The sequence below is a fragment of the Delftia sp. 60 genome (assembly GCF_002754395.1).
GTDB lineage: Bacteria > Pseudomonadota > Gammaproteobacteria > Burkholderiales > Burkholderiaceae_C > Comamonas > Comamonas acidovorans.
In genome coordinates this window covers 1,297,452-1,323,716 of the sequence record NZ_PEFD01000001.1, presented here as the reverse complement: position 1 = coordinate 1,323,716, position 26,265 = coordinate 1,297,452, and the positions used below count along the sequence as shown (strand labels likewise).

25 protein-coding genes are annotated in these 26,265 nt (G+C 68.8%); 8 read left to right on the top strand and 17 right to left on the bottom strand.

The window, feature by feature from the left end; all coding sequences use genetic code 11:
• The first annotated feature begins 63 nt into the window (after positions 1 to 63).
• From CLV01_RS06010 to CLV01_RS06000, 3 genes are all read left to right on the top strand, one after another.
• Positions 64 to 897, top strand: a complete 834-nt coding sequence (locus CLV01_RS06010) for an ABC transporter ATP-binding protein (RefSeq protein ID WP_013804352.1) — start codon at positions 64 to 66, stop codon at positions 895 to 897.
• Positions 898 to 950: 53 nt separating this feature from the next.
• A complete protein-coding gene (locus CLV01_RS06005) occupies positions 951 to 2,198 on the top strand; it encodes a phenylacetate--CoA ligase family protein (RefSeq protein ID WP_099734769.1) in 1,248 nt (415 codons plus the stop codon).
• 241 nt (positions 2,199 to 2,439) lie between these two features.
• Positions 2,440 to 3,429, top strand: a complete 990-nt coding sequence (locus CLV01_RS06000; RefSeq protein ID WP_012203083.1) for a tripartite tricarboxylate transporter substrate-binding protein — start codon at positions 2,440 to 2,442, stop codon at positions 3,427 to 3,429.
• Between the two features lie 108 nt (positions 3,430 to 3,537).
• Here CLV01_RS06000 and CLV01_RS05995 read toward each other — a convergent pair whose 3' ends face one another.
• Positions 3,538 to 4,053, bottom strand: coding sequence for a hypothetical protein (locus CLV01_RS05995; protein WP_088165949.1), 516 nt, complete (start codon positions 4,051 to 4,053; stop codon positions 3,538 to 3,540).
• A 64-nt stretch (positions 4,054 to 4,117) separates the two neighbouring features.
• Positions 4,118 to 5,020 (bottom strand): LysR family transcriptional regulator, encoded by a 903-nt coding sequence (locus CLV01_RS05990; protein WP_013804355.1) that lies wholly within the window; start codon positions 5,018 to 5,020, stop codon positions 4,118 to 4,120.
• 136 nt (positions 5,021 to 5,156) lie between these two features.
• On the opposite strand from CLV01_RS05990, the gene CLV01_RS05985 reads away from it, so the two are divergent.
• Complete coding sequence (locus CLV01_RS05985; protein ID WP_099734770.1) at positions 5,157 to 6,140, top strand: aldo/keto reductase; 984 nt, start codon at positions 5,157 to 5,159, stop codon at positions 6,138 to 6,140.
• 22 nt (positions 6,141 to 6,162) lie between these two features.
• Here CLV01_RS05985 and CLV01_RS05980 read toward each other — a convergent pair whose 3' ends face one another.
• The 3 genes from CLV01_RS05980 to CLV01_RS05970 are packed head-to-tail and all read right to left on the bottom strand — an operon-like array spanning position 6,163 to position 8,487.
• A complete protein-coding gene (locus CLV01_RS05980) occupies positions 6,163 to 6,492 on the bottom strand; it encodes a DUF1840 domain-containing protein (protein WP_013804357.1) in 330 nt (109 codons plus the stop codon).
• 33 nt (positions 6,493 to 6,525) lie between these two features.
• Positions 6,526 to 7,854: a class I SAM-dependent methyltransferase gene (locus tag CLV01_RS05975; RefSeq protein ID WP_099734771.1), complete on the bottom strand. Its 1,329-nt coding sequence runs from the start codon at positions 7,852 to 7,854 to the stop codon at positions 6,526 to 6,528.
• A gap of 24 nt (positions 7,855 to 7,878) precedes the next feature.
• Entirely contained in the window at positions 7,879 to 8,487 is a 609-nt protein-coding gene (locus CLV01_RS05970) for a hypothetical protein (protein WP_043825798.1), read from the bottom strand.
• A 22-nt stretch (positions 8,488 to 8,509) separates the two neighbouring features.
• On the opposite strand from CLV01_RS05970, the gene CLV01_RS05965 reads away from it, so the two are divergent.
• Positions 8,510 to 9,781, top strand: a complete 1,272-nt coding sequence (locus tag CLV01_RS05965) for an aminopeptidase (RefSeq protein ID WP_099734772.1) — start codon at positions 8,510 to 8,512, stop codon at positions 9,779 to 9,781.
• On the opposite strand, the gene CLV01_RS05960 is transcribed toward CLV01_RS05965, so the two are convergent.
• Complete coding sequence (locus CLV01_RS05960; RefSeq protein ID WP_099734773.1) at positions 9,733 to 11,160, bottom strand: ATP-binding protein; 1,428 nt, start codon at positions 11,158 to 11,160, stop codon at positions 9,733 to 9,735. The two genes, CLV01_RS05965 and CLV01_RS05960, sit on opposite strands and share 49 nt — an antisense overlap.
• Complete coding sequence (locus CLV01_RS05955; RefSeq protein WP_013804362.1) at positions 11,153 to 11,827, bottom strand: response regulator; 675 nt, start codon at positions 11,825 to 11,827, stop codon at positions 11,153 to 11,155. The genes CLV01_RS05960 and CLV01_RS05955 overlap by 8 nt, the downstream gene beginning before the upstream one ends.
• A 101-nt stretch (positions 11,828 to 11,928) precedes the next feature.
• Here CLV01_RS05955 and CLV01_RS05950 point away from each other — a divergent pair, with 101 nt between their 5' ends.
• Positions 11,929 to 13,719 (top strand): phosphoethanolamine transferase, encoded by a 1,791-nt coding sequence (locus CLV01_RS05950; protein ID WP_373681035.1) that lies wholly within the window; start codon positions 11,929 to 11,931, stop codon positions 13,717 to 13,719.
• Positions 13,720 to 13,743: 24 nt separating this feature from the next.
• On the opposite strand, the gene CLV01_RS05945 is transcribed toward CLV01_RS05950, so the two are convergent.
• The 6 genes from CLV01_RS05945 to CLV01_RS05920 form a co-directional block, all read right to left on the bottom strand.
• Entirely contained in the window at positions 13,744 to 14,268 is a 525-nt protein-coding gene (locus CLV01_RS05945; protein ID WP_081816314.1) for a nucleoside deaminase, read from the bottom strand.
• 14 nt (positions 14,269 to 14,282) lie between these two features.
• Positions 14,283 to 15,050 carry an ABC transporter permease gene (locus CLV01_RS05940; RefSeq protein ID WP_012203071.1) on the bottom strand — a complete coding sequence of 256 codons (768 nt, stop codon included), beginning with the start codon at positions 15,048 to 15,050 and terminating at the stop codon, positions 14,283 to 14,285.
• Positions 15,051 to 15,066: 16 nt separating this feature from the next.
• Positions 15,067 to 15,909, bottom strand: coding sequence for an ABC transporter ATP-binding protein (locus tag CLV01_RS05935; RefSeq protein ID WP_012203070.1), 843 nt, complete (start codon positions 15,907 to 15,909; stop codon positions 15,067 to 15,069).
• A 69-nt stretch (positions 15,910 to 15,978) separates the two neighbouring features.
• Positions 15,979 to 17,016 carry an ABC transporter substrate-binding protein gene (locus tag CLV01_RS05930; RefSeq protein WP_012203069.1) on the bottom strand — a complete coding sequence of 346 codons (1,038 nt, stop codon included), beginning with the start codon at positions 17,014 to 17,016 and terminating at the stop codon, positions 15,979 to 15,981.
• A gap of 55 nt (positions 17,017 to 17,071) precedes the next feature.
• Positions 17,072 to 17,587, bottom strand: a complete 516-nt coding sequence (locus CLV01_RS05925; protein WP_034390074.1) for a nucleoside deaminase — start codon at positions 17,585 to 17,587, stop codon at positions 17,072 to 17,074.
• A gap of 10 nt (positions 17,588 to 17,597) precedes the next feature.
• Positions 17,598 to 18,626 carry an ABC transporter substrate-binding protein gene (locus tag CLV01_RS05920; RefSeq protein WP_099734774.1) on the bottom strand — a complete coding sequence of 343 codons (1,029 nt, stop codon included), beginning with the start codon at positions 18,624 to 18,626 and terminating at the stop codon, positions 17,598 to 17,600.
• Positions 18,627 to 19,222: 596 nt separating this feature from the next.
• Here CLV01_RS05920 and CLV01_RS05910 point away from each other — a divergent pair.
• On the top strand, positions 19,223 to 20,245 hold the full coding sequence (locus tag CLV01_RS05910) for an isopenicillin N synthase family dioxygenase (RefSeq protein ID WP_043825809.1): 1,023 nt from the start codon (positions 19,223 to 19,225) through the stop codon (positions 20,243 to 20,245).
• An 82-nt stretch (positions 20,246 to 20,327) separates the two neighbouring features.
• Here CLV01_RS05910 and CLV01_RS05905 read toward each other — a convergent pair whose 3' ends face one another.
• The 4 genes from CLV01_RS05905 to CLV01_RS05890 form a co-directional block, all read right to left on the bottom strand.
• A complete protein-coding gene (locus tag CLV01_RS05905; protein ID WP_012203065.1) occupies positions 20,328 to 20,582 on the bottom strand; it encodes an acyl-CoA-binding protein in 255 nt (84 codons plus the stop codon).
• Between the two features lie 115 nt (positions 20,583 to 20,697).
• Positions 20,698 to 21,477 (bottom strand): ABC transporter ATP-binding protein, encoded by a 780-nt coding sequence (locus CLV01_RS05900; RefSeq protein ID WP_099734775.1) that lies wholly within the window; start codon positions 21,475 to 21,477, stop codon positions 20,698 to 20,700.
• A gap of 61 nt (positions 21,478 to 21,538) precedes the next feature.
• On the bottom strand, positions 21,539 to 22,747 hold the full coding sequence (locus CLV01_RS05895) for a M20 aminoacylase family protein (protein WP_013804369.1): 1,209 nt from the start codon (positions 22,745 to 22,747) through the stop codon (positions 21,539 to 21,541).
• A 26-nt stretch (positions 22,748 to 22,773) separates the two neighbouring features.
• Positions 22,774 to 23,931, bottom strand: a complete 1,158-nt coding sequence (locus CLV01_RS05890; RefSeq protein WP_099734776.1) for an ABC transporter substrate-binding protein — start codon at positions 23,929 to 23,931, stop codon at positions 22,774 to 22,776.
• A 198-nt stretch (positions 23,932 to 24,129) separates the two neighbouring features.
• Between CLV01_RS05890 and CLV01_RS05885 the strand changes: the two genes are divergently transcribed.
• Entirely contained in the window at positions 24,130 to 26,208 is a 2,079-nt protein-coding gene (locus CLV01_RS05885) for a molybdopterin-containing oxidoreductase family protein (protein ID WP_099735211.1), read from the top strand.
• Positions 26,209 to 26,265 lie beyond the last annotated feature (57 nt).

The window sequence follows — 26,265 nt, the reverse complement described above, 5'->3', positions numbered from 1 at the left end:
AGAGATGCTTCGAGAGTTGCGGCCCCGCACTCCGCTTTCGTATCAACGCCCATGGACGACGCCATGACCACCGCACCCACCTCCGCCCCGGCCCCCAGCGATCCGCTGCTCGTGGTCAATGGCATCGAAGTCATCTACAACCATGTGATCCTGGTGCTCAAGGGCGTTTCGCTCCAGGTGCCGCGCGAGAGCATCGTGGCCATTCTGGGCGGCAACGGCGCGGGCAAGACCACGACGCTGCGCGCCATCTCCAACCTGCTCAAGGGCGAGCGTGGCGAGGTGACCAAGGGCACGATCGAGCTGGAGGGCGAGCGCATCGAAAGCCTCACGCCCTCCGAGCTGGTGCAGCGCGGCGTGGTCCAGGTCATGGAGGGGCGGCACTGCTTCGCCCACCTGACCATCGAGGAAAACCTCATGACCGGCAGCTACACGCGCACTGACAAGGGCGAGATAGCAGCCAACCTCGAGAAGGTCTACAACTACTTTCCGCGCCTGAAGACGCGCCGCACCTCGCAGGCCGCCTACACCTCGGGCGGCGAGCAGCAGATGTGCGCCATCGGCCGCGCGCTGATGGCCAATCCGCGCATGGTGCTCCTGGACGAACCCTCGATGGGCCTGGCCCCGCAGATCGTCGAGGAGGTGTTCAACATCGTCCGCGACCTCAACAGCAAGGAGAAGGTCACCTTCCTGCTGGCCGAGCAGAACACCAACATGGCGCTCAAATATTCGGACTACGGCTACATCATGGAAAGCGGCCGCATCGTCATGGACGGCGCGGCCTCGGACCTGGCCAGCAATGAGGACGTCAAGGAGTTCTACCTGGGCGTGGGCGGCGGCGAGCGGAAAAGCTTCAAGGACGTCAAGAGCTACAAGCGCAGAAAACGTTGGCTGGCCTGACCGGCGGACATTTCCCAGCCCCTGCCCCAGACCCTTCTTCCACAGGACTAGCCATGAGTGCCTTCTACGACGCGCTGGAGACGCGCACCCCTGACGAACGCGAAGCGGCGCTGCTGTCCGCCCTGCCCCGGCAGATCGCCCATGCGCAGCAACACTCTGCCGCCTTCGCCCAGATCCTGGCCGGCGTCGATGCCACGCAGATCACCAGCCGCGAGGCCCTGGCCCGCCTGCCGGTGACGCGCAAGTACGAGCTGCTGCAGCGCCAGGCCGAGCAGCGGCCCGCGCAGATCTTCGGCGGCTTCAACGCCATTGGCCTGGGCCAGCCCATGCCGCGCCTGTTCTGCAGCCCCGGCCCCATCTACGAGCCCGAGAGCCGCCGCCCCGACTACTGGCGCATGGCGCGCGCGCTGCATGCCTCGGGCTTTCGGCCCGGCGAACTGGTGCACAACTGCTTCAGCTACCACTTCGTGCCCGCGGGCTCGATGATGGAAAGCGGCGCCCATGCGCTGGGCTGCACGGTGTTCGCAGGCGGCACGGGCCAGACCGAGCAGCAGGTGCAGGCCATGGCCGACCTGCGGCCCGCCGGCTACGTGGGCACGCCCAGCTTCCTCAAGATCATTGTGGAAAAGTCCCTGGAGATGGGCCTGCCCATTCCCTCCGTGACCAAGGCCATGGTCTCGGGCGAGGCCTTCCCGCCCTCGCTGCGCGACTGGCTGGCCGAGCGCGGCATCGCGGGCTACCAGTGCTACGCCACGGCCGACCTGGGCCTGATCGCCTACGAGACCGAGGCCCGCGAAGGCCTGGTGCTGGACGAGCAGGTCATCGTCGAGATCGTGCGCCCCGGCACGGGCGACCCGGTGGCCCCCGGCGAGGTGGGCGAGCTGGTGATCACCACATTCAATCCCGACTACCCGCTGATCCGCTTCGGCACGGGCGACCTCTCTGCCGTGCTGCCCGGCCAGTGCCCCACGGGCCGCACCAACGCACGCATCAAGGGCTGGATGGGACGCGCCGACCAGACCACCAAGGTGCGCGGCATGTTCGTGCACCCGGGCCAGATTGCCGACGTCGTGCGCCGCTTCCCCCAGGTGGGGCGCGCGCGGCTGGTGGTCACGGGCGAGATGGCCAACGACCAGATGCAGCTGCTGGTCGAAACCCGCGAAACCTCACCGGGCCTGGCCCAGCAACTGTCCGATGCCGTGCGCGAAGTCACCAAGCTGCGCGGCGATGTGCAGATGGTGCTGCCGGGCACCCTGCCCAATGACGGGAAGGTCATTGAAGACGCGAGGTCGTACAAGTAGCCACCGAGGCTCGGGTACGGGGGCCTCGCCGCCGAGCGGCCTTCGCAGACCCTGAAAACATGACGCCTGTCAAGACTCCCAGGGTTTGCACTAGATCAATGGCAAGGGAATCTGCTGCGGCGCAATAGAAACAATTCTTAAAATCCGTCTCCTCGTGCATTCGGTTTCTCTTGCGTGTTTGCCCTCGAAGGCAAATGCGCATCGCCCCCTATCATTTGCACGCTATTTACTTGGAGACACTATGAAAGCATTGTTCAAGATCGCAGCCATTGCGCTGGCAGCCGGTGCAGCCCTTGGCGCCCACGCGCAGGACTATCCTGCCGCAGGCAAGACGATCACCCTCATCGTGCCGTTCACCGCAGGCGGCCCGACCGACAAGGTGGCCCGCGATCTGGCCGAGTCCATGCGCAAGCAGTTGAACAATGCCACCATCGTGGTGGACAACGCCGACGGCGCCGGCAGCACCATCGGCACGGCCAAGGCCGCACGTGCCCGTCCTGACGGCTACACGCTGCTGATCAACCACATCGGCATGTCCACGATCCCGTCGCTGTACCGCAAGCTGTCGTTCAACGTGCTCAACGACTTCGAGTACGCCGGCATCATCAACGACGTGCCCATGACCCTGATCGGCCGCCCCAGCCTGCCGGCCAAGAACTTCGCCGAGGTCAAGGACTGGATCGGCAAGAACCAGGGCAAGGTCAACCTGGCCAATGCCGGCATCGGTTCCGCCTCCCACCTGTGCGGCCTGATGCTGCAGGCGTCCATGAAGACGGAAATGACGCCCGTGCCCTACAAGGGCGCCGCCCCCGCGATTGCCGACCTGATCGGCAACCAGGTGGACCTGTTGTGCGACCAGACCACCAACACCACGGGCCAGATCACGGCCAAGAAGGTGCAGGCCTATGCCGTGACCACGCCCAAGCGCCTGACCATGCCCGCGCTCAAGGACCTGCCGACGCTGGCCGAAGTGGGCGTGCCCGACTTCCAGGTCACCATCTGGCACGGCCTGTACGCGCCCAAGGGCACGCCGGCCGACATCGTCAAGAAGGTCAACGAGGCCATGAAGGCCGCCCTGAAGGACCCCGAGTTCATCAAGCGCCAGGAAGCCCTGGGCGCCGTGATCGCCAGCGACGGCCGCATCGAGCCCGAAGGCCACAAGAAGTTCGTCCAGGCCGAGATCGAGAAGTGGGGCAAGGTCATCAAGGCAGCCGGCACCTACGCCGACTGATCCCGAGGACCACCACCGCGACGGATCGCCCGGTTGCAACCACGATCAAGCCCGGCTTCGGCCGGGCTTTTTCGTTGGCGGGAGCCGCGCGACAGCAGCGGTGCAGGCTCAGGGCGCCGGCCCGCGCAGCGCCATCACGGCCTGCCAGCTGCCGCCGCGCTGGCTTGCGTTGTAGAGGTTGCTCTGCGTGTTGCCCGGACCTTCGTAGTAGCTGCCGCGCATCAGGCATTGCGATCCCGAGGCCGTGCAGTGCACAAGCTCGACGCCGAACATCAGCGCCGGCCGGCCGCTGGCCCGGTCCAGCACCTGCTCGCCGCCCTTGCCCACGTCGCAGGCCGAAGCCGGCCGCACATGGCTTTGGCCGCTGAGCAAGGCCAGCGTGCCCGCATCGGGGTCCAGCAGCGCCCAGCCCCGGCCGTTGCCTATGCAGTAGGCCGCCGCCTTGGGGCCGAGGTTGGAGGCGTTGTCCAGAAACAGCAGCGAATACACGGCAGCCGCCGCTCCCGGGGGCGCCTGCGGGCCGGTGGGCGCCTTGGGCCTGTCGGCGCATGCGGCCAGTGCCAGTGTGGCGGCCAGCGCGCCCAGCCAGGGCAGGAATCGGGAGGAATGACGGAGGCGGTGCATGGAAGTCCTTTCTTTCTCGCAATCTGCGTGCGTGTTTAACACGGCGCGCGGCCGCTGCTGCGGCTCAGGCCGGGCCTTCGAGTTCGGCATGCCGCCGCTCGAACAGTTCAATGAGGTGGTCGGCCACGGCACGCACGCGCCGCGAATGGGCCAGGTCGGCATGCATGGCAAGCCAGATCGGCTGGTCGGCGCCCAGCTGCGGCTCCACGCAGACCAGCCCCGCCTGCCGCGCCAGGAAATGCGGCAGCACGGCCAGGCCCAGGCCCGCCTGGGCCGCGGCCAGCTGCGCGGACAGGGTGTTGGTCTCCAGCCGGCAGGGCCGCCCGTGCAGGGCGCGCGCCATCCAGCGTGCGGCGGGCAGGTGGGCATGGCTGTCGTCCCAGCCGATGAAGGCATCGCCCTCGAACGGGTCCGAGCCGTGGGTGCCCGCGCTTCCGTTTCCGCCTGCGCGGCCTTGCACATAGCCGGCCGATCCATACAGGCCGAAGCCCAGCGTGCCCAGGCGCCGTATCGTGAGGTGGCCGGCCTCGGGCTGGGTCATGCGCACGGCCAGGTCGGCGTCGCGCCGGTGCAGGTTCAGCGTCTGCACTCCGCTGACCAGCTGCACGCGCAGACCCGGGTGGCGGGCGAACAGAGGGACCAGCGAGGGCGCGATCAGCGGGTTGGCCAGGTTCTCGGCCGTGGCCAGCCGCACCACGCCGGCGACCTGCGCCTGGCTTTGCGCGGCATCGCCCAGGGCCTGGGCCGCCTGCTCCAGCGCCTCGGCCGGGGCCAGCAACGCCTGGCCGTCGGCCGTGAGCCGATAGCCGCTCTGGTGGCGGCTGAACAGCGGCATGGACAGCGCGGACTCCAGCCGGTCCAGCCGGCGCGAGACCGTGGCCACGCCCAGCCCCAGCGCGGCCGAGGCACCGCTCAGGCTGCCGGCGCGGGCAATGGCCAGGAAGATGCGGGCGTCGTCCCACTGCAATGGAATGCTCCTTTGTTTTCGGGAATATTTTTCGGAAATGCTTTCCGAAAATGGAAGATCAAAGCGCGATTTTGTCAGTAGGCAAGGCCGCTTCGGAAAACCATACTGGCCCCTTGTTTCAGCAAGAGGATATGCAATGCAACAACGCAAACTCGGCCACGATCTGCAGGTATCCGCCCTGGGCCTGGGCTGCATGGGCATGAGCGAGTTCTATGGTCCGCGCGACGACGCCCTGGCGCTGCAGGCGCTGGACCATGCCGTGGAGTCCGGCATCGACTTCCTGGACACGGCCGATGTCTACGGGCCGCACCACAACGAGGAGCTGATCGGCCGCTTCCTGGCCACGCGCCGCCCGCGCGTGAAGATCGCCACCAAGTTCGGCATCGTGCGCAAGGCCGGCGAGTACCGGCGCAGCATCGACAACAGCGCGCAGTACGCACGGCAAAGCTGCGAGGACTCGCTGCGGCGCCTGGGCGTGGAGCGCATCGACCTGTACTACGTGCACCGCGTCGATGCCACGCGCCCCATCGAAGAGACCATGCAAGGCCTGGCGCAGCTGGTGCAGGAGGGCAAGATCGCCCGCATCGGCCTGTGCGAAGTCAGCGCGGCCACGCTGCGACGAGCCCATGCCGTGCACCCGGTGGCGGCGGTGCAGACCGAGTATTCGCTGTGGACGCGCGAGGTGGAGGACGAGGTGCTGCCCGCCTGCCGCGAGCTGGGCGTGGGGCTGGTGGCCTATTCGCCGCTGGGGCGCGGCTTTCTCACGGGGCGCTTCCATGCAGGCACGGCCTTCGAGCAGGGCGATTTCCGCGCCAGCCTGCCGCGCTTTCAGCCTGGCAACATCGACACCAACCAGGCCCTGGTGGGCGCCGTCTCGGCCCTGGCGCAGCGCAAGGGCTGCACGCCCGCGCAGATCGCCCTGGCCTGGCTGCTGGCCCAGGGGCCTGACGTGGTGCCCATTCCGGGCACCCGGCGCATCGCCCATCTGCAGGACAACCTGGGCGCGCTGTCCGTGGCACTGACCCCCGCCGAGCTGGACGAGCTGCGGCGCGCCAGCGACGAGCTGCCCGTGGCCGGGCAGCGCTATACGGAGGAAGGCATGAAGGGCATCAACGCCTGACGGGGCCGGTGGGGCCGCCGGCTTACCAGGTGACGTCGCTGTTCTCGGCGGCGCTGCGTCGCAGCATGTCGATCATGGGCGCGGCGCGCTGGCGCAGGCTGACGGCGTCGCGCGCGCCCGCTGCGGCGCTGTCCTGCTCGCCGTCCTGCGACTCGTCTTCATGGCTGGCCTTGCGGCGGGCGTCGTCGTCGGCGACGGCGGCCTCCAGCGCCTCGATGGCCGCGGGAATCTGCTGCACCGTGATGATGCCGCTGGCGCCGGGCGTCTTGCCGACGATCTCCAGGACCTGGCGGCCGTTGGATTCGAGCATGATGACGTCGGCCGTGGCACGGGACTTGAACTTGTAGAGCATGGCTATCCTTTTTCTGTGTGGCGTGTCATGCACTCAGCGGTACATGTACTCGCGGTTGAAAGCATAGTCCGATTGAGCCCCCACCATGGGTCCCGACTGGAGCCGTCCATCGGGATGCGTGCACAGCATCTGGTGCAGGGCGATCCAGCCGCGCTCGAATCCCATGGCGCAACCCGCCAGATAGAGCCGGTAGGCGCGCAGCACCTTGGCGGCACCTTCGGCATCGGCATGCTGCTCAAGGATACGCTGTGCCTGCGGCAGCCGGGCTTCCAGTGCGTCGGACCAGTTCCACAGCGTGCGTGCGTAGTGGGGCCGCAGGTTCTCCGTGTCCACCATTTCCAGCCCGCTGTGGCCCATGTCGTGCAGCACGCGGCTCACATGCATCAGCTCGCCGCCGGGGAAGATGTAGCGGTCGATGAACTCGCCCATGCCCGCGCCCAGCTCGGTGTTGTCCACGCCGCCCGCCGTGATGCCGTGGATCAGCGCCATGCCGCCCGGGCGCAGCAGGCGGTGCACGGTCTGGAAGTACTCGGGCAGTTGGGCCTGGCCCACATGCTCGAACATGCCCACCGAGCCTATCTTGTCGAAGGGCTGGCCGGGCGCCAGCGCGCGGTAGTCCAGCAGTTGCATGTCCACCTTGCCCTGCAGGCCGCGCTCGGCAATCAGCTGCTGCACGTAGCGGTGCTGGTTGTGCGAGAGCGTGATGCCCGTGGCCGTGACGCCGTAGTGCTCGGCCGCCCACACCAGCAACGCGCCCCAGCCCGCGCCGATGTCCAGGAAGCGCTCGCCGGGCCGCAGGTCCAGCTTGCGGCAGATGTGGTCCAGCTTGGCCTCCTGGGCCTGGGCCAGCGTCATCTGCGGATCGCGGAAGTAGGCGCAGGAATAGACGCGGCGCGGGTCCAGCCACAGGCCGTAGAAGTCGTCGGAGATGTCGTAGTGGAACTGGATCTGCTGGGCGTCGCGCGCCAGCGTGTGCGCGGCCATGGAGCGCATGCGGGCCATGGCATGCCCCCACCAGTGCGATGTGCCACGCACCGGATCGGACTGCAGCAGGCTGGCGGCCACCGCCATCACGTCGCGCATGCGGCCATCGATGCGCACCAGCCCTTCCACGATGGCACTGCCCAGTGTCCCTATCTGCCCGGCCGCCAGGCTGGCCATGGCCGACATGGTCTGGAAATGCAGCACCACCTGCGCATCCGCAGGACCAGCGCGCTGGCCGGAGGGCAGGATCACGGCCACGGGGACAGGGAGAGACGCCAGCCGCGCCTCGATGGAGCTCAGCACTTGTGTCATGGCGTTCATTTTTGACAGCAAGGCGCACTGCGTCAATCGCAGCCTGGGCTGTGCATGGCGGGGCATGGCGCCCCGCCACAGCGGGAGTGATCAGGCGATCAGCTGCCTGTAGTCGCGCCGTGTCTGATCCGTCACCGAAGCAAGCACTTGCTCGAAGGGCGTCTTGTGCCGTGCGACCAGCCGCAGGGATGCCACGGCGCGCGATTTGCAAAACCAATGACAGGTGTACTGCATGAGCAACAGCTCGGCCGTCATCGTGAAGGCGCGCGCACGGCGTTCGTCCTCGTTGCGGCTGTCGGCCACGCGCACGGAGGCAATGCCGCGCGCATGCAGCTGCATGGCGTCGCGCAGATCGAAGGACGACGAGGGAAAGAGCCGGTCCAGATAGGGCAGCGCCACGGGCAGCGTGCTCACGCGCGTGAGCTGCGGATCGGCCGTGGCCATCTCCTTGGCAAAGCGCTGGAACTGCTCGGCCAGGTTGGCCTCGGTGTTGTCCAGCACGGTCCAGATCTGGGCACGGCGCTGCTCGTCGCTCTCACCCAGGACGCGCAGATAGCCTTCGATCAGGCCGCCCATCAGCTTCTCGATCTGGAATCGCCCCAGATACTGGGCCAGCAGCAGGGTATGCCGGCGCTGTTGCTGCGTCTTGAGCAGGTAGATTGCGATGAAGACAATGATCGCCAGCGTGAAGAAGTCCATGAAAGCAGCAAGGGGGCCAAGGGTGCGAGAAGGCTTGAGTGTAGTCAGGCGCGGCCTGCCCGCGATTTTGGTGGGCATAGGCCTGCTGCTGAGCGGCTGTGCCAGCCGGGGGGCCGGTGGCGACGGGTTGGGCTATTACTGGCAAAGCCTGCGCGGGCAAATGCACCTGCTGCAGGCCAGCCGCCCGATTGACGACTGGCTGCAGGACGAGAGCCTTGCGCCCGCACTGCGCGAGCGCCTGCTGTCGGCCCGGCGCATGCGCGCCTTTGCCGTGGAGCGCCTGGGCCTGCCCGACAACGCCAGCTACCGCCGCTATGCCGATCTGCAGCGGCCGTTTGCCGTATGGAACGTGGTGGCCGCGCCGCCCGACAGCCTGGAGCTGCACCGCTGGTGCTTTCCGGTGGCCGGCTGCGTGGGCTACCGGGGCTACTTTGCCGAGGCCGACGCCATGGCCCAGGCACGGCAACTGGCCGACCAGGGCCTGGAGTCCGGCAGCTACGGCGTGCCCGCCTATTCCACGCTGGGCTACCTGAACTGGCTGGGCGGCGATCCGCTGCTCAACACCTTCATCGGCTGGGGCGAGGGCGAGTTCGCCGGCCTGCTGTTCCACGAACTGGCCCACCAGGTGGTCTATGTGGCCGGCGACACGGCCTTCAACGAATCCTTTGCCACCACCGTGGAGCGCCTGGGCACGCCGCTGTGGCTGGCCACCGAGGCCGGCCCCGCCGCCCGCGCACGCTGGGATGCAGGCCAGCTGCGGCGCGCGCAGTGGCGGGCGCTGACCGGACACACGCGCCAGGCGCTGCAGCAGCTCTACCAGGACCCGCAGCAGCGCGGCCCCGCCATGGCGCAGGCCAAGGCGCAGATCTACCAGCAGTTCCGCAGCGACTACGCTGCGCTGCGCGCGCAATGGCGCAGCGCCGATGCGGCCCTGCTGACCACCGATGCACAGCGCCAGCTCTACGACCGCAACCAGGCGCGGCTGGACCAGTGGGTGGCCGATGCCAACAACGCCAGCTTTGGCGCGCTGGCCGCCTACGACGACTGGGTGCCTGCGTTCACCGCGCTGTGGAAAAAGGCGCAGACCCAGGCGCCGGCCCAGGCCGGCGGCGAGGCCGCCCAGGGCTGGCAGCGTTTCTATGCCGAGGTAGAGAAACTGGCCGCCCTGCCTGCCTTGCAGCGCAACACAAGGCTGTGCGGGCTCATGCCCGCCGATGCGCCCCTGCCGCCTGCCTGCGCCCCGGATCAGGACAGTGCGTCGGTCTCCACGGACGGATCGCGCCCCGGCAACTGAATGCGGGCCAGCAGGCCGCTGGAGCTGCCAGGCGGTGGCGACTGCAGCTCCAGGCTGCCGCCGTGCTGGGCCACGATCATGGACACGATGGACAGGCCCAGGCCGTAGCCCGGCGACGCCAGCTCCCGCACGGTGCCCTGGGGCAGGCGCAGGTCGTCCACATGGCGCACATGGCGCTCGCGCGCCGTGCTCAGCTCCGCCGCATCCATGCCCGGCCCCTCGTCGCGCACCTGGACGGTGTGGCTGTCGCAGACTTCGAGCAGCACCTCCGAGCCATCGCTGTAGCGCAGCGCGTTCTCCACCAGGTTGCGCAAGGCAATGGCCAGCGTGTCCACATCGCCCGCCACCGGACCGCAGGGCTGCTCGGGCAGCACCACGTCCAGCCGCAGCTGGGTGGATTCGTCCTGCTGCCAGAACTCGGAGGCCACCATGCTGGCCAGCGCGTCCAGCCTCACCTCGTCCTGCGCCAGCGCCGAGCCCGAGGCCGCGCGCGACAGCTGCAGCAGCTTTTCCGTGCGCTGGCGCAGCCGCTCCAGCGCCTCATAGGCCGCGCGCACATCGGTGTTGTCCACGCCCCTGTCCAGGGCCGTCTGCAGGCGCAGCGTGGCGACGGCCAGCGGCGTGCGCAGCTCGTGGGCCGCATTGGCAGCCATGGAGCGCTCTACCTGCAGCGCATGCGACAGGCGCTGCATCAGGTGGTTGATGCCCCGGCCCAGCCGCCACAGCTCGCGCGGCATGGCGTCCAGGTCCAGCGGCTCCAGGTTGGAGCCGCCGCGCTCGCTCAGTTGCAGTTGCATGTCGCGCAGCACGCGCAGGCGCCGCCGCGCGGTCACGCGCAGCGCCCAGCCCATGAGGGCGAGCATGACCAGCATCACCGCGCCCAGCGCCAGCAGCGCCCGCTGCAGCGCCTCGCTGCGCTCGACCATGGGATCGGCCAGCATCAGGAACAGCGGCTGCCGGGGATGGGCCACCACATAGATGCGCCAGCCCTCGCGTTCGTAGAAGCCCTCGCGCATGGGCACGGCAAAGGCCGCCACGGGGGCGGCCTGGGTGCGCAGCAGCACGTTGCCGCGGCCGTCCTGCAGCTGGTAGACAAGATCCTCGGCCTCGTCGCCCGGCTGCGAGGCCACATGCGGGCGCTGCACGCCCTCGCGCGAGTGGTCCTCCTGTTCCAGCTGGTGCACGGCCACCTCCAGCAGGCGGTGGCCGCTGTCGATCATTTCCTGGTCGAAGTTGTGGTGCACGATGTGGCTGACATACCAGGCCAGCGCCAGCACGCAGGCCAGCCAGACGGCGGCCAGGGCCAGTGTCAGCTCGCGGGCCAGCTGGTCGGCCAGACGGGGCGGCAGCGCCAGGCTGTAGCGCTGCGGCTCATCCATGCTCAAGGGCCAGGCGGTAGCCGGTACCGCGCACGGTCAGGATGCGGTCGCGCCCGAGCTTGCGGCGCAGCCGGCTGATGAAGACTTCCAGCGTGTTGCTGTCGGCCTCGGCATCGAAGCCGTAGAGCGCATCGAGCAGATGCTCGCGCGCGTGCACACGCTGCGGCTGGGCCGTGAGCACGCGCAGCAGCGCCCATTCCTTGGGCGTGAGCAGCAGGGTGCGGCCGGCGTCGCGCACCATTTCGCGGGCCAGGTCGATCTCCAGCGTGCCCATGCGCAGCACGGCGTCCTGCCCGGCCTGCATGCCGCCGCCGCGCCGGCTCACGGCGCGCAGGCGGGCCAGCAGTTCCTCGGGGTCGTAGGGCTTGACCAGATAGTCGTCGGCCCCCGCGTCCAGCCCGCGGATGCGGTCGCTGACCTGGTCGCGGGCCGTGAGCACGATGGTGACGGGAGGCTGCTCCAGCCGGCGCAGCGTGGGCATGAGCGCCAGGCCGTCGCCGTCGGACAGGTGCAGGTCCAGCAGCACGGCCGCGTAGCTGGCACCGGCCAGGCAGGCGCGCGCCTGCGCCAGAGAAGGCACGCTGTCGATCAGAAAGGCCTTGGAGCGCAGATAGCTGCCCACCGCCTGGGCCAGTGCCTCATCGTCTTCGACCAGCAGGATTCGCATGGGAGGCTGGGCCTTCGCACATCAGGGTGTGCACCGGGTACGGGCGCAACAGAGGGGACGGGAGGGGTTCAAGCTGAACGGAGTCTGAACGCGGGGTTCAGATGTTCTTAAGCTGCGAATTCTACGCTCGCGGCCATGTCAGAACGCCTGCTCGCCCGCCCCCCTTTGCCGGCTCCTCCGGCACCGGCCAAGCCCCGGCCCCATCCTCTGCCCAGCCTGCCCCCGCCAGCCTCCCGGCACGGCTGCGCACGGCCTGGAGCGCCCCGCGCTCGCCCCAGGCCGTGGCCCTGGTGCTGGCGCTGTGGCTGCTGGCCACGGCGAACTGGGCGCTGTGGCTGCGCCTGCCCCACCTCGAAGGCTATGACGGCAGCCTGGCCACCCTGGTGCTGCGGCTGCTGCCGCTGGGCCTGGGCGGCATCCTGCTGCTGCTGTCGCTGACGGCCTGGCCGCGCGGCATGAAGCCGCTGTGGATCGCCCTGCCCTGGATTGCCGGCTCGGCCCAGTACTTCATGACCGCCTACGGCACGGTGATGGACGGCGGCATGATCAACAACATCCTGCAGACCGACTTGCGCGAAAGCAGCGACCTGTTCAACCCCCAGTTGCTGCTGCAGCTGCTGCTGGTGGCCGGCCTGCCCACGGCCTGGCTGCTGCGGCTGCGCATCATCCGCCCGCGCCGCAGCACGCAGACGGTGCTGCGCACGCTGGGGCTGCTGGCCGCCTCGGTGGTGCTGCTGGCGGCATCGGTCTTTGTCTCGTACCGCGAGCTGGCCCCCGTGATCCGCAACAACCTGTGGATGCGCCACATGCTCAACCCCGTGAGCCCCGTGCTGGCCTCGCTGGACGCGGTGCTCAAGCCCATCCTGCGGCCCAAGCGCCCGTTTGCCAGCATTGCGGCCGGCGCCACGCTGGGCGCCACCTACGCGGCCGAGCGCAAGCCGCCGCTGTTCGTCATCGTGGTGGGCGAGACGGCGCGCGCCGCCAACTGGGGCCTGAACGGCTATGCCCGCGACACCACGCCCGAGCTGGCCAGGCGCAAGGTGCTCAACTGGAGCAACGTGACCTCCTGCGGCACCAGCACGCGCGAATCCGTGCCCTGCATGTTCTCGCACCTGGGCCGCACGGGCTTCTACAAGAGCAAGGTGGACTACGACAACCTGGTGGACGTGCTGTACAACGCCGGCCTGGCCGTGCTGTGGGTGGACAACCAGGCCGGCTGCAAGGGCGTGTGCGAACGCATTCCCAACGCCAGCACGGCCGACCGCCTGAACACGCCCGACGGCAAGGCCCTGTGCTCCAGCGACAGCGAATGCCTGGACGGCATCCTGCTCAGCGGCATCGACGAACGCATAGCCGCCCTGCCGCGCGAGCGCCGCGAGCGCGGCGTGGTGCTGGTCATGCACGAGATGGGCAGCCACGGCCCGGCCTACTACAAGCGCTCCACGCCCGAGACCAAGGTCTTCCAGCCCGAATGCCTGACCAATGCGCTGTCCAGCTGCACGCGCGAGCAGGTGGTCAACGTCTACGACAACTCCATCCGCTACAACGACCATTTCCTGTCGCAGACCATCGACTGGCTGGCAAGCCAGCAGTCGCGCTACCAGACCGGCATGGTCTACATGTCGGACCATGGCGAGTCGCTGGGCGAGATGGGCATCTACCTGCACGGCATGCCCTACGCCATGGCGCCCGACGAGCAAAAGCACATTCCCATGATTGCCTGGCTGGGCAACCTGGGCGAGCGCACCGGCGTGTCCGAGCGCTGCGTGCGCGGCCAGTTGGACGCGCCGCTGTCGCACGACAACCTCTACCACACCACCCTGGGCCTGCTGGACGTGACCAGCCCCACCTACCAGAAGCCCCTGGACGCGCTGGCCGGCTGCCGCAGTTGAGCGGGCGCGGGGCGCAGCCGCCGTTCAGCGCTGCTGCCAGAAGCCCCGGTGCGGCTCCAGCATCTCCTCGTGCAGCGCAGGCACCGGGCCGATGACCTGCACGGCGCGCTGCCCGCGCGCGAAGACCTCGCGGCAAGGCAGGGACAGCGTGGGGTTCTCGGGATGGTCGCCCGTCAGCGCCAGCAGCGCCGTTTCCTCGGCGCCGTAGAGCACACGGCCTATGCCGGCCCAGTAGATGGTTCCGGCGCACATGGCGCAGGGCTCGAAGGTGGTGACCAGGGTGCACTGCGCCAGGTAGGCGCCCGGATAGTTGGCGGCGGCCGTGCGCGCCAGCGTGGACTCGGCATGGTTCACCGTGTCGATGTTGCCCTGCTCGGCCAGCACGGTCTCGCCGTCGGGCGCCAGCAGCAGCGCGCCAAAGGGGTGGCGACCCATGGCCATGGCCCGCCCGGCCACGGCGCCTGCGCGGCGCAGCTGGCGAGCGGCCTGTTCGTCGGTCAGGGGCGTCATGGGCGTCATGGAAGGCGGCGTCGTGGGTGCGGGCATCATGGCCGGATTCTCCTTCACTCGCCCTGCGAGCCGCGCCGTGCCCAGCCGGTGGTGCGCTTTTCGATGGCGCTGAACAGCTCGTACATGACCATGGCCATGGCGCCCACCACGATCAGGCCGGCAAAGGCCAGGCCCATCTGCATGGACGAGCCGGCCGACACCAGCAGGTAGCCGATGCCCTCGTTGGCCGCCGTCATCTCGCTGACCGTGGTGCCCACGAAGGCCAGGGTGATCGCCACCTTCAGCGAGCCGTAGAAGTAGGGCATGGAGCGCGGCAGGCCGACCTTGATCAGCACGTCCCAGCGCCGGGCGCCCAGCACGCGCAGCACATCCTCCAGCTCGGGCTCCAGCGTGGCCAGGCCGGTGGCGATGTTGACCATGATGGGAAAGAAGCTGATCAGGAAGGCCGTGAGGATGGCCGGTCCCGCGCCGATGCCGAACCAGACCACCAGGATGGGCACGAAGGCCGCCTTGGGCAAGGCGTTGAAGGCCGTCATCAGCGGATAGAACGCCGCATAGGCCAGGCGCGAGGAGCCGATCAGAAAGCCCAGCAGCACGCCCACCACGATGGCGATGCCGAAGCCCGCCATGGTCACCCAGTAGGTGCGCCAGGCGTGGGCGGCGATGATGCCGCTGAACTCGGCCAGCTGCCGGCCGATGGCCCAGGGGCTGGGGAAGATGAATTCCGAGACCTCGAAGGCCGAGCAGATGACCTGCCACAGCAGGATGACCGCCAGCAGCAGCACCCAGGGCGCCCAGCGTTCCGCGTATTTCTTGTGCATGTGAATCTCCCCCGTTCTATTGTTGGATGGCCGCGCCGGTCTTGCGCATGGCGCCGATGTGGCCGCGCAGCTCGTGCACGATGTCGGTGAATTCGCGCGTGTAGGTCAGCTCCAGCTCGCGCGGGCGCGGCAGCTCGATGTCGCGGCGCACCACGAAGCGGCCCGGGCTCTTGCTCATCACGTACACGGTGTCGGCCAGGAAGACGCTCTCGCGCAGGTCGTGCGTGACCAGGATGACGTTGAAGCGCTGCTCGGCCTGCAGGTCGCGCAGCACGCACCACAGCTCCTCGCGCGTGAAGGCGTCGAGCGCGCCGAAGGGCTCGTCCAGCAGCAGCATCTGGGGCTCGTGGATCAGCGCGCGGCAGATGCTGGCGCGCTGCTGCATGCCGCCCGACAGCTGCCAGGGGTACTTGTCCTCGTAGCCGCCCAGGCCCACCTTCTGCAGCAGGGCGCGCGCCCGCGCCTCGTACTCCTTGCGCTTTTGGCGGAACAGCGAGCGGTGCGGCTCCACGATCTCCAGCGGCAGCAGCACGTTGTCCACCGTGGTGCGCCAGGGCAGCAGCGACGGCGCCTGGAAGGCCATGCCCGAGATCTTCAGCGGCCCGGTCACGCGCTCGCCGTTGACCATGACGCGGCCCATGGAGGGCATCTTCAGCCCCGTGGTCAGCTTCATGAAGGTGGACTTGCCGCAGCCCGAGGGGCCGACGATGGCGATGAACTCGCCGCGCCGCACCTGCAGGTCGATGGCCTCGACCGCGAAGTGGTTGGCGCGCAGCAGCTCCTCGTTGTAGGCAAGCCAGACGTCGCGGAACTCGACGAAGAAGGCGTCGTCATCGCCGTGGGATGTGGAGGAATTCATGGCAGGCAGCAGGCAAGGGCCGTGCGCGCCACCCGCTGGCGCACGCGCACGGTGTCAATCACTTTGTCGTCACTTCTTGGGCAGGATGTTCAGCTCGGCCGCAGACGGCAGGAAGCTGCCGTTCCAGACCTCGGCCGGGTTCACGCGCGTCTTGGTGGCGTAGACATCGGAGACCTGCGACGCCATCAGCGACAGCCGCGTGGGCACGACCTGGCCAAAGCCCTCGGCACGCGCGTCAGCGCTGTTGACCACGGTGTCGATGGCCAGTTGCAGGCGGCGCGTCTCCAGCTGGGTGTTGACGATGCCGTCGCGCTCCTTCACGTAGGCAATGGCCGCGCCCGGGTTGGCGATGACTTCCTTGGCCCCCTTGGCGAAGGCCTGCAGGAAGGCCTTGATGGCGGCCGGGTTCTCCTTGATCAGCTTCGGGCTGGCGATGATGGCGTTGCCGTACAGCTTCACGCCGAAGTCCGCATAGGGCATGACCACCACGTCGGCGGCCTTGATGCCGCGCGCCTCCAGATTCAGCAGCGAGGTGAAGGTGAAGCCCGTGATGGCATCCACATCGCCGCGCACCAGCATGGTCTCGCGCAGCGGCGGGTCCATGGCCGTCCACTGCACGGTGCCGACCTGGTTGGCCTTGGCGAACAGCGGGAAGGCGCGGCGGCCCGCATCGAACACGGGCGCGCCCAGCTTCTTGCCGGTGAGGTCGGCCGTCTTGGCGATGCCGCTTTTCTTGAGCGCCATCACCGAGGCCGGCGTGTTGTTGTAGACCATCATCACGGCCACGGGCTTGTTGGGCATGTCCGGGTTGTTGGCCTGGAACTCCATCAGCGCCGCGATGTCGGCAAAGCCCAGGTCATAGGCGCCCGAGGCCACGCGCTGCACCACGCCGCCCGAGCCGCTGCCGGCATCGACGGTGACATCCAGGCCCGCGTCCTTGAAGTAGCCCTTGGCCACCGGCTGCAGGAAGAAGGCGGCCGGCCCCTCGAAGCGCCAGTCCAGCTGGAACTTCAGCGGCGTGGCCGCGTGGGCCTGTGTCTGGGCCGTTGCCAGGCCCGCGCTGGCGGACAGGGCCAGGACGGTGTGCAGGAACAGTCGTTTTTGCATGGTGGGCTTCCTCTCTGTTGGTCAAAAGAAACGGTGGGGACGGAACGGGGCCGGATCAGCTTTTCCAGGCGCCCTGGTGCGAAGCGGCGGCCTCGCCGATCAGCGCCGGGCCTATGCATTCGATGGCGTGTGACGAGGCGGCGAACACATCGCGGCAGGACAGCTCGGCATCCTTCTGGTCCAGGCGCTCGCCGCGGAATTCGCGCAGGCGCACGGCATCTATGCCGTAGACCACGCGGCCGATGGCCGACCAGAAGATGGCGCCCGCGCACATCACGCAGGGCTCGGCCGATGAATACAAGGTGGCTGCGGACAGCGCCTCGCGGTCATGCAGCGGGCTGGCCAGGCGGATGGCCGACAGCTCGGCATGGGCCGTGCAGTCGCCGCTCTCGCCATTGGCGTTGGAGGCCTCGGCCAGCACGCGGCCATCGGCGGCCACGATGAGCGCGCCGAACGGGCGGTTGCCGCGCTTGCGCGCGCGGTCGGCCATGGCGATGGCGCGGCGCAGGTACAGGCCGTCGCGCTCGTCGAGCGAGGCCTCAAGGGGCAGTGAAACGGTGGCGTGGTCCATGTGCGATCCCTCAGGCCTTGGCCATGCGCGCGGCCAGCGGCGGCAGCAGGCTGCGGTTGAACAGCGCATCGGCCGACACGGGTGCCTTCAGGCCGAAGGCCTGGCTGACCTGCTCGGCCTGGCGGGCCAGCAGCTGCGGGTCGATGTCGCCCAGGCCGTGGCGCTGCGTATCGGGCGCGGCCAGGTATTGCGAGGTGATGGCCCAGCGCGCCAGTTCCAGCTTTTCGTCCAGGATGGGCTCGCGCTGGCGCACGGCGGCCACGGCCAGCGCGGGCTGGGCCAGGCATTCGATGAGGGCGCGGTTGCTGGCGCGCAGGAATCCCGCCACCAGCGCCGGCTGCTCGGCCACCAGCGCGCTGGAAGCCAGGATGGCGTTGCCATACAGCTGCACGCCCGCATCGGTATAGCGCAGCACCGACAGCTCCTCGGGCTTGATGCGCGCGAACAGCGACACGGCCGAGTCATGGAAATAGGTGGCCGCATCCACATCGCCGCGCACCACCACGTTGTCGCGCGCCGAGAACTCCGTCGTGGTCCAGGCGAACAGGTCGGCCGGCAGGTTCTGGCGCTGCGCGACCAGGGGCCAGACGCGGCGCGTGGATTCCACGGCGGCGGCGGCCACCTTCTTGCCCTTGAGGCTGGCGAACTCGCCCGTGATGCCCCGGTCCTTGCGGCCGATGATGGCGAACGGCGCGCGGTTGTAGTACTGGTAGACGGCCTGCACCCGCGCCGCGCCCGCGTTCTGCGCCTGGAACTCGATCAGCGAGCTGATGTCGCCCAGGCCCAGCTGGTAGGCGCCGCTGGCCACCCGCGTGATGGATGCCACCGAGCCCGAGCCCACGTCGATGCTCACGTCCAGCCCCTCGTCGCGGTAGTAGCCCTTTTGCAGCGCCACGAAAAAGGGCGCGGTCTGCGAGGTCACGCGAAAGTCCAGCGTGAACTTCAGCGGTGTCAGCGCCTTGCTCTGGGCGAAGGCACCGGGCATCACGGCACTGGCAGCGGGAAGGGCGGCGGCGGCAAGGAAATGGCGGCGTTGCATGGTGGAACTCTCAGTCGCTATCAACATGGGGACCGACCGCTGGCATGGGGCCGGGCGGCTGGCGTGACATGAGCAATTTCCGGGCAACGCGCACTGGGCGCGTGCTGAACGCTTCTACTCAGTGATGCTTGTATGCAAAGTGCGTACCACCCCCTGAGTCGCTTCGCGCCTTCCCCTCTCTCGCTGCGCGGGAGGGGGACGACACCCTCGGTGCGGGGCGGCCCTTCCTCGGTGTCACTGGGCTGGGCCGCGCCGGTTTTCGACGCGGCGGGCATGCATCAGATTGGTGCCAGACGGTTCCGATGCGGCGCGTGCACCAAGCTGCCCGGCCCTCTTGCACCACGATGGAACGCATGCGGCCATGAACCGGCCTGCGCGGGCTGGCGCGCTGTTTGCTTGGGTGGTTGGCAAGAGTAGAAGCGTTCAGCTTGCCGGCCTGTGCCGGCGCGGGTCATTGCTCTTGAAGCGGGTGCGGGAGCGGCGTGGCTGCGACCTGTGCCCTGTCAGCCACTTCAAGAGCGACGGGCGGGATCGGTGTCTTTTTGCGCCGGCCGCTGCGTGCCTTGCCACTGCCTTTGCGGCAAAGGAAACAGACCATGAACATGCTTGCCAACCCCACCCTGCCTTCGGCACCGGCCTCAGATTACGCGCTGGGCGAACTCGCCAAGGAGGCCCGCATGGGCGGCCAGGGGCAGGAGACGCGCGCACGGGAGGTGCGGGTGATCGACATCTCCGACTTTGACCGCCGCAAGGCCGAGATTGCCGATGCGATCTGGCAGGCCTCGGTGGAAATCGGCTTCTTCCAGGTGTCGGGCCACGGCATTCCCCAGCCCGATATCGATGCGGCCTTCGGGCGTGCCGAGCAGCTGTTCGCCCTGCCGCGCGAGGTGAAGGCGCAGTGGCCGCTGTCGCGCAATGCGGGCTGGGAGCACAAGGCGCAGATCCGGCCTTCCACGCGCACGCCCGACCAGAAGGAGTCCTACCAGATGACGCGCCCGCGCATGGCCGGCCTGTGGCCCACGGAGCAGGAGCTGCCGGGCTTTCAGCAGGCCACGCTGGGCTTCGAGCGCCAGTGCTGGCAGGTGGGCATGCAGCTGCTGTCGTGCTTTGCGCACAAGCTGGGCTTTGATGCGGACTTCTTCACGCGCGCCCACGACCCTTCGGTGCCCGCCTACCAGAGCACGCTGCGCATGCTGCACTACTTCGCGGTCGATCCCGCGCTCAAGGACGAGCTGGGCCTGTGGCGCGCAGGCGCCCACACCGACTTCGACTGCCTGACCCTGCTGTTCCAGCGCGCAGGCCAAGGCGGCCTGCAGGTGCTGCCGGGCAAGGAGATGGAAGGCCAGCAATGGACGCCCGTGGACCCGGTGGAAGGCGTGATCACCTGCAACATCGGCGACATGCTCACGCGCTGGAGCGACGACCAGTTGCCCAGCAACTTCCACCGCGTGCGCAACCCCCTGCCCCATGAATACCAGGGCGCGCGCTACAGCCTGGCCTTCTTCTGCCAGGCCAACGAGGACGCGGTGATCGAAGGGCCGCAAAAGAAGTACCCGCCGATCACGGGCGCGGAATATCTGCGCCAGCGCATCAGCGCGAACTTTTCCAACAAGTACTGAGCCCGGCCGGGACCGTGGCCGGAAACGACAAGGCCCCGGAGTCCGGGGCCTTGTCTGTGTCTGCGATCGGTGGTGGTGTTGATCAGCGCAGCGATTCGATCAGGTCGATGTACTGCTGCTTGGCGTCGTCGGCCGAGGTGTCCTTGAGCTTTTCCCAGGCGTCCCACTTGGCGCGGCCGACCATGTCGGTGAAGCTGGGCTTCTTGGCCTCGTTGTCGCCTTCGGTGGCCTGCTTGTACAGCGCGTAGAGCTTGAGCAGCGTGGCGTTGTCGGGGCGCTCGCTGATCGAGGTGGAGTTCTTGACGGCGGCCTCGAAGGCGGCGTTCAGATCGGACATGGCGGGTCTCCTGGTGGGCGGTTCGTGTAGCGGCACAGTGTAGCCAAAAAAGCAGGAATTTAGAACGACCGTGCTTTTTTCTCCGTCAGCCGCACCGAGACCGGCCACGCCGCTCCTACGCTGCGCTGCACAGGTGCCCGGCCACGGGCCATCGGTCGGCCTCGCAAGGCGTGGGGGCCGGCGCCTGGTCCCGGGCGCTGCCCGGTTGCAGGATGCGGCCGTGCTCCATCACGACCACGCGGTCGGCGACGGCGAAGGCCTGCTGGCGGTCCTGGGTCGCATAGACGGCCGTACAACCCAGGCTGCGCAGCAGCCAGGGGATTTCCTCGCACAGGCGCTCGCGCAGGTTGCAGTCGAGGCCGGACAGGGGTTCGTCAAGCAGCACCAGGCGCGGGCGCTCCACCACGGCGCAGGCCAGCGCCGCGCGCTGCTGCTGGCCGCCCGACAGGCTGCCGGGAAGGCGCTCGCCCATGCCCTGCAGCCCGACCAGGCCCAGGGTCTGCTGCACCCGCTCGTGGATCTGCGCGCGAGGCAGGCCGCGCATCTCCAATGGGAAGGCCACGTTGGCCTGCAGGCTCATATGGGGCCAGAGCGCATGGTCCTGGAGCACCAGGCCCAGCTCGCGCCGCTCGGGCGGCAGGGACTGCGAGGCGCTGGCCACGCACTGCCCGCCCATCCAGACTTCGCCGCGGCTGGGCTGCTCCAGCCCGGCCAGGATCTTGAGCAGGGTGGTCTTGCCGCAGCCCGAAGGACCCAGCAGGGCCAGCACCTCGCCGGGGGCGATCCGCAGGCTGATGTCCTGGAGCACGGCACGCTCGCCGTGGATGCGCTTGAGCTGCCGGGCTTGGACGGCCACGCCCTGCGCGGCGGCCGAGGAGGATTCGATGGAGGTCACAGGGACCGCATGCTAGGTGCGGTGTGTGACATGCCGGTGTCGGCCGGACCCTGCAAGGGCCTCAGCGCGTGGGCTCGCTCAGCCAGCGCTGGGCCAGCTTCACCCAGAACGTGGCGCCCTGCGGGATCAGCTGGTCGTTGAAGTCGTAGCTGGGGTTGTGCAGCGTGCAGGGACCGCCGCCGTGGCCGATGGCGCGGTGGTCGCCGTCGCCATTGGCGATGAAGCAGTAGGCGCCGGGCTTTTCCAGCAGCATGAAGGCGAAGTCCTCGGCGCCCATGGACGGCTCCTGGGGCAGCACGTTGGCCTCGCCCACGACCTCGGCCATGACGCGGCGCGCGAACTCGGCCTCGGGCGCGGAGTTGATGGTGGGCGGGTAGTTGCGCACGAACTCGAACTCGCAGCGCGTGTCATGCGCGGCGCAGATGCTCTCGGCCAGGGTCTTCATGCGCCGCTCGATCAGGTCCAGCACCTCCAGCGTGAAGGTGCGCACCGTGCCCTGCAGCTCCACGCTGTCGGGCACCACGTTCGTGGCCTCGCCCGCATGGACCATGGTGACCGAGACCACGCCCGCCTCGATGGGCTTGACGTTGCGGCTGACGATGGTCTGCAGGCCCAGGATGAGCTGGGCCGCCACGGGCAGCGGGTCGATCACCATGTGCGGCATGGCCGCGTGGCCGCCCTTGCCGCGCACGACGATGCGGAACTCGTTGCTCGACGCCATGGCCGGGCCCGGGCCCACGGCCATGGTGCCGGCCTTCATGCCCGGCCAGTTGTGCATGCCGAACACGGCCTGCATGGGGAACTGGGTGAACAGGCCGCCCTCCACCATCTCGCGCGCGCCGCCGCCGCCCTCTTCGGCCGGCTGGAAGATCAGGTGCACCGTGCCCTCGAAGCTGTCGCGGTGCGCGGCCAGGTACTGCGCGGCGGCCAGCAGCATGGCGACATGGCCGTCATGTCCGCAGGCATGCATTTTTCCGGCGTGGCGGCTGGCGTGCTCGAAGGTGTTGAACTCCTGCATGGGCAGGGCGTCCATGTCGGCGCGCAGCCCGACGGCGCGGCCGCTGGCGCCGCCGTCACGGCCGTGGATGGTGCCCACCACGCCCGTGCGGCCCAGGCCGCGGTGCACGGCAATGCCCCATCCCTCCAATTGCCGGGCCACGAGGTCGGCGGTGCGGATCTCCTCGAAACACAGTTCGGGATGGGCATGTATGTCGCGGCGCAGCGCGGTGATCTCGGGTGCGCGGTCCAGCAGTTCCTGCAGCAAGGCCATGGGGTTCTCCTTCTAGAGCTGCAAGCCTACACCCGGACCTTGCCGTCGCCGGTCAGCATGGACAACTCCACGAAGCGCGGCTTGCCGGACTGCGGCTTGAAGACCAGCGGGAAGCCGGCCACCTGCTGGCCGTGCATGGCGTCGAGCGCGGCCACCAGGCCGTCGCGCGTGGGCTTGCCCGAGGCCGATGCCTGGCGCAGCGCATCGGCGAACACGCGCGCCGCCAGATAGCCTTCCACGCTGGAATAGTTGGGCGTCAGCTTGCCGCCGCCCTTCTGGATGGCCGCCAGGAAATCGCGCGTGATCTGGCGCGAGGTCTGGAAGGGCGAGGGCACGACCTGGGTGACCACCACGCCTTCGGCATCCTTGCCCAGCGTCTCCGACAGCGCCTGGGCACCCACGAAGGACACGTTGTAGAACTGCCCGCCAAAGCCTGCCTGGCGCGCCGCGCGCACAAAGGCCGCGCTGGCCGAGTAGGTGACGATCTGCACGATCACATCGGCGCCCAGCGGCACCAGCGTCTTGACGGCCGCCGCCACGTTGTTCGAGTTGCGCTCCACCGTGGCCGCGCCCACGGGCTCCAGCCCCTTGGCGGCCAGTGCCGCCTTGACACCGGCCAGGCCCGACTCGCCATAGGCATCGTTCTGGTGCAGCACGGCCACCTTCTTCAGGCCCAGGCCCGTGAGGTGGCGCACCATCAGCGCCGTCTCGTCGGCATAGGAGGCGCGCACATTGAAGACCAGGTGGGCCAGCTGGGGCTGGCGCAGCGCGTCGGCGCCCGTCAACGGTGCGAACAGGGGCACGCGCGCCTTTTGCAGCAGCGGCAGCGCGGCCATGCTGGTGGAGGTGCCCACGTAGCCGAACAGGGCGAACACGTCGTCGGACAGGAAACGCTGGGTATTGGCCGCGCAGCGCTCGGGCTCGTAGCCGTCGTCCATCACGCGCAGTTCGATGTTGCGCCGGGCAATGCCCCCCTGCGCGTTGAGCTGTTCGAAGTACAGCTTGGCGCCTTCATGGAAGGGCTGGCCGATCTGCGCTGCAGACCCGGTCAACGGGCAGGACTGGCCCAGCACGATGGTGCCACCCGCGTCCTGGGCGCGCACTGCGCCGGTCCAGGTGGCGGCAGCAGCCGTGCTGGCTGCGATGAACTGTCTGCGGCTGAACGCCGTCTTGGGTCGGAGCATGAACTTGCCTGTTTTTGTCACTGGAATCGGCGCCGTTGCTGCGTGCAGCCGGCTGCAAGGGTCCGCATAATAAAGACAAGCGGCGATTGCGGCATGCAAGACCGGCACCGCCCCTTGCCCGTGACGGCCTTTTCCCGTTTTCCCGGCTTTTCACGGTTTTTTCGCAAAGTACCCACCCTGTCCGAGACCGCTGCCACCATGTCCTCCGCCACGCCCCCACTCCAGGCCACCTCACAGGTGCTGGGCGCCTGCCCCCATGACTGCCCCGATACCTGCTCGCTGGTGACCACGGTCGAAGACGGCATCGCCAAGAGAGTCCAGGGCAACCCCGCCCATCCGCACACGGGCGGCGTGCTCTGCGCCAAGGTCAGCAAATACACCGAGCGCAGCTACCACCCCGAGCGCGTGCTCACCCCGCTGCGGCGCGTAGGGCCCAAGGGTTCCGGGCAGTTCGAGCCCGTGGGCTGGGACGAGGCGCTGGCCGACATCGCCGCGCGCCTGCACGCGCTGGCGGCGCGCGATCCCGAAACCATCCTGCCCTACAGCTACGCAGGCACCATGGGCCTGGTGCAGGGCGAGAGCATGGACCGGCGCTTCTTCCACCAGCTCGGCGCCTCGCTGCTGGACCGCACCATCTGCTCCAGCGCCGGGGGCGAGGCCCTGAACCTGACCTATGGCGGCAAGCTGGGCATGCGCGTGGAGCATTTCACCGAAAGCCGGCTCATCCTCATCTGGGGCAGCAACAGCATCGGCAGCAGCCTGCATTTCTGGCGCTATGCGCTGGAGGCCAAGCGCAACGGCGCACGCCTGGTGTGCATCGACCCGCGCAAGACCGAGACCGCCGACAAATGCCACGAGCACCTGCAGCTGCTGCCCGGCACCGATGCCGCCCTGGCACTGGCCCTGATGCACGAGCTGATCACGCACGGCTGGCTGGACCATGACTACATTGCGCGCCACACGCTGGGCTGGGAGGAGCTCAAGGCCCGCGCCCTGCAGTGGCCGCCCGAGCGCGCGGCCCAGGTCTGCGGCCTGCCCGTGGAGCAGATCCGCCAGCTGGCGCGCGACTACGGCACCACCACGCCCGCCGCCATCCGCCTGAACTATGGCGTGCAGCGCGCGCGCGGCGGCGGCAATGCCGTGCGCGCCATCGCCTGCCTGCCGGCCCTGGTGGGCGCCTGGCGCCACCGTGCGGGCGGCCTGCTGCTGTCCGCCTCGGGCGCCCTGCCCGCGCAGCGCGCCCGACTGCAGATGCCGCACCTGCTGGGCGAGCGCCGCCCGCGCACCATCAACATGAGCACCATCGGCGACGCCTTGCTGCACGAAGGCGGCAATGGCTTCGGCCCGCGCGTGGACGCCATCGTGGTCTACAACAGCAATCCCGTGGCCGTGGCGCCCGAGTCGGCCAAGGTCGTGGCCGGCTTTGCGCGCGAGAACCTGTTCACCGTGGTGCTGGAGCAGTTCATGACCGACACGGCCGACCTGGCCGACTACGTGCTGCCGGCCACCACGCAGATCGAGCACTGGGACATCCACGGCAGCTACGGCCATACCGACGTGCTGCTCAACCGCCCCGCCATCGCGCCGCTGGGCCAGGCGCGCAGCAACGGCCAGATCTTCCGCGACCTGGCCGCGCACATGGCGCGGCATGACGACGCCTTTGCCGCTGCCCATTTCCAGACGGGAGACGAGCAACTGTGCCGCGAAGCCTTCGAGGGGCGCGGCGTGGACTTCAACGAGCTGATGGACAAGGGCTTTGCCACCCTGGCCCTGCCCGAGGCCCCCTTTGCCGAGGGCGGCTTCGCAACGCCCTCGGGCCGCTGCGAATTCACCAGCGCCGAGCTGGCGCGGCGCGGCATGGACCCGCTGCCCGACTACCTGCCCAACTACGAAACCGCCGAAACGGATGCGCGCTACCCGCTGGCCATGATCTCGCCGCCGGCACGCAACTTTCTCAACAGCAGCTTCGTCAACGTCAAGAGCCTGCGCACCATGGAAGGCCGCCCGCTGGTGGAGCTGCACCCCGACGACGCCGCCCCGCGCGGCGTGGCCGAGGGCGACCGGGTCCGCGTCTTCAACGACCGGGGCAGCTACGAATGCCACGCCACCCTCAACGGCCGCGCGCGCCGTGGCGTGGTCAACGGCCTGGGCATCTGGTGGCGCAAGCATGGCGACAACGGCACCAATGTCAACGAGCTCACCCACCAGCGCCTGACCGACCTGGGCCGCGCGCCCAGCTTCTACGACTGCGCGGTGCAGGTGCAGCGGCTGGCCTGAGCCCCGCCCCGGAGGCGGGCGATTCCTGCGCAATGGCGTCTGGCGCATCGGCACAAT

Bases quoted from the DNA above. Each gene is read 5' to 3' on its own strand.
- CLV01_RS05920 (WP_099734774.1), bottom strand. From the start codon at position 18,626: ATGCAACGCCGCCATTTCCTTGCCGCCGCCGCCCTTCCCGCTGCCAGT.
- CLV01_RS05980 (WP_013804357.1), bottom strand. From the start codon at position 6,492: ATGCTCTACAAGTTCAAGTCCCGTGCCACGGCCGACGTCATCATGCTC.
- CLV01_RS06010 (WP_013804352.1), top strand. From the start codon at position 64: ATGACCACCGCACCCACCTCCGCCCCGGCCCCCAGCGATCCGCTGCTC.
- CLV01_RS05910 (WP_043825809.1), top strand. From the start codon at position 19,223: ATGAACATGCTTGCCAACCCCACCCTGCCTTCGGCACCGGCCTCAGAT.
- CLV01_RS05940 (WP_012203071.1), bottom strand. From the start codon at position 15,050: ATGCACAAGAAATACGCGGAACGCTGGGCGCCCTGGGTGCTGCTGCTG.
- CLV01_RS05885 (WP_099735211.1), top strand. From the start codon at position 24,130: ATGTCCTCCGCCACGCCCCCACTCCAGGCCACCTCACAGGTGCTGGGC.
- CLV01_RS06000 (WP_012203083.1), top strand. From the start codon at position 2,440: ATGAAAGCATTGTTCAAGATCGCAGCCATTGCGCTGGCAGCCGGTGCA.
- CLV01_RS05935 (WP_012203070.1), bottom strand. From the start codon at position 15,909: ATGAATTCCTCCACATCCCACGGCGATGACGACGCCTTCTTCGTCGAG.
- CLV01_RS05950 (WP_373681035.1), top strand. From the start codon at position 11,929: ATGTTCTTAAGCTGCGAATTCTACGCTCGCGGCCATGTCAGAACGCCT.
- CLV01_RS05975 (WP_099734771.1), bottom strand. From the start codon at position 7,854: ATGCCCCGCCATGCACAGCCCAGGCTGCGATTGACGCAGTGCGCCTTG.
- CLV01_RS05995 (WP_088165949.1), bottom strand. From the start codon at position 4,053: ATGCACCGCCTCCGTCATTCCTCCCGATTCCTGCCCTGGCTGGGCGCG.
- CLV01_RS06005 (WP_099734769.1), top strand. From the start codon at position 951: ATGAGTGCCTTCTACGACGCGCTGGAGACGCGCACCCCTGACGAACGC.
- CLV01_RS05960 (WP_099734773.1), bottom strand. From the start codon at position 11,160: ATGGATGAGCCGCAGCGCTACAGCCTGGCGCTGCCGCCCCGTCTGGCC.
- CLV01_RS05985 (WP_099734770.1), top strand. From the start codon at position 5,157: ATGCAACAACGCAAACTCGGCCACGATCTGCAGGTATCCGCCCTGGGC.
- CLV01_RS05955 (WP_013804362.1), bottom strand. From the start codon at position 11,827: ATGCGAATCCTGCTGGTCGAAGACGATGAGGCACTGGCCCAGGCGGTG.
- CLV01_RS05905 (WP_012203065.1), bottom strand. From the start codon at position 20,582: ATGTCCGATCTGAACGCCGCCTTCGAGGCCGCCGTCAAGAACTCCACC.
- CLV01_RS05970 (WP_043825798.1), bottom strand. From the start codon at position 8,487: ATGGACTTCTTCACGCTGGCGATCATTGTCTTCATCGCAATCTACCTG.
- CLV01_RS05945 (WP_081816314.1), bottom strand. From the start codon at position 14,268: ATGATGCCCGCACCCACGACGCCGCCTTCCATGACGCCCATGACGCCC.
- CLV01_RS05930 (WP_012203069.1), bottom strand. From the start codon at position 17,016: ATGCAAAAACGACTGTTCCTGCACACCGTCCTGGCCCTGTCCGCCAGC.
- CLV01_RS05925 (WP_034390074.1), bottom strand. From the start codon at position 17,587: ATGGACCACGCCACCGTTTCACTGCCCCTTGAGGCCTCGCTCGACGAG.
- CLV01_RS05895 (WP_013804369.1), bottom strand. From the start codon at position 22,747: ATGGCCTTGCTGCAGGAACTGCTGGACCGCGCACCCGAGATCACCGCG.
- CLV01_RS05890 (WP_099734776.1), bottom strand. From the start codon at position 23,931: ATGCTCCGACCCAAGACGGCGTTCAGCCGCAGACAGTTCATCGCAGCC.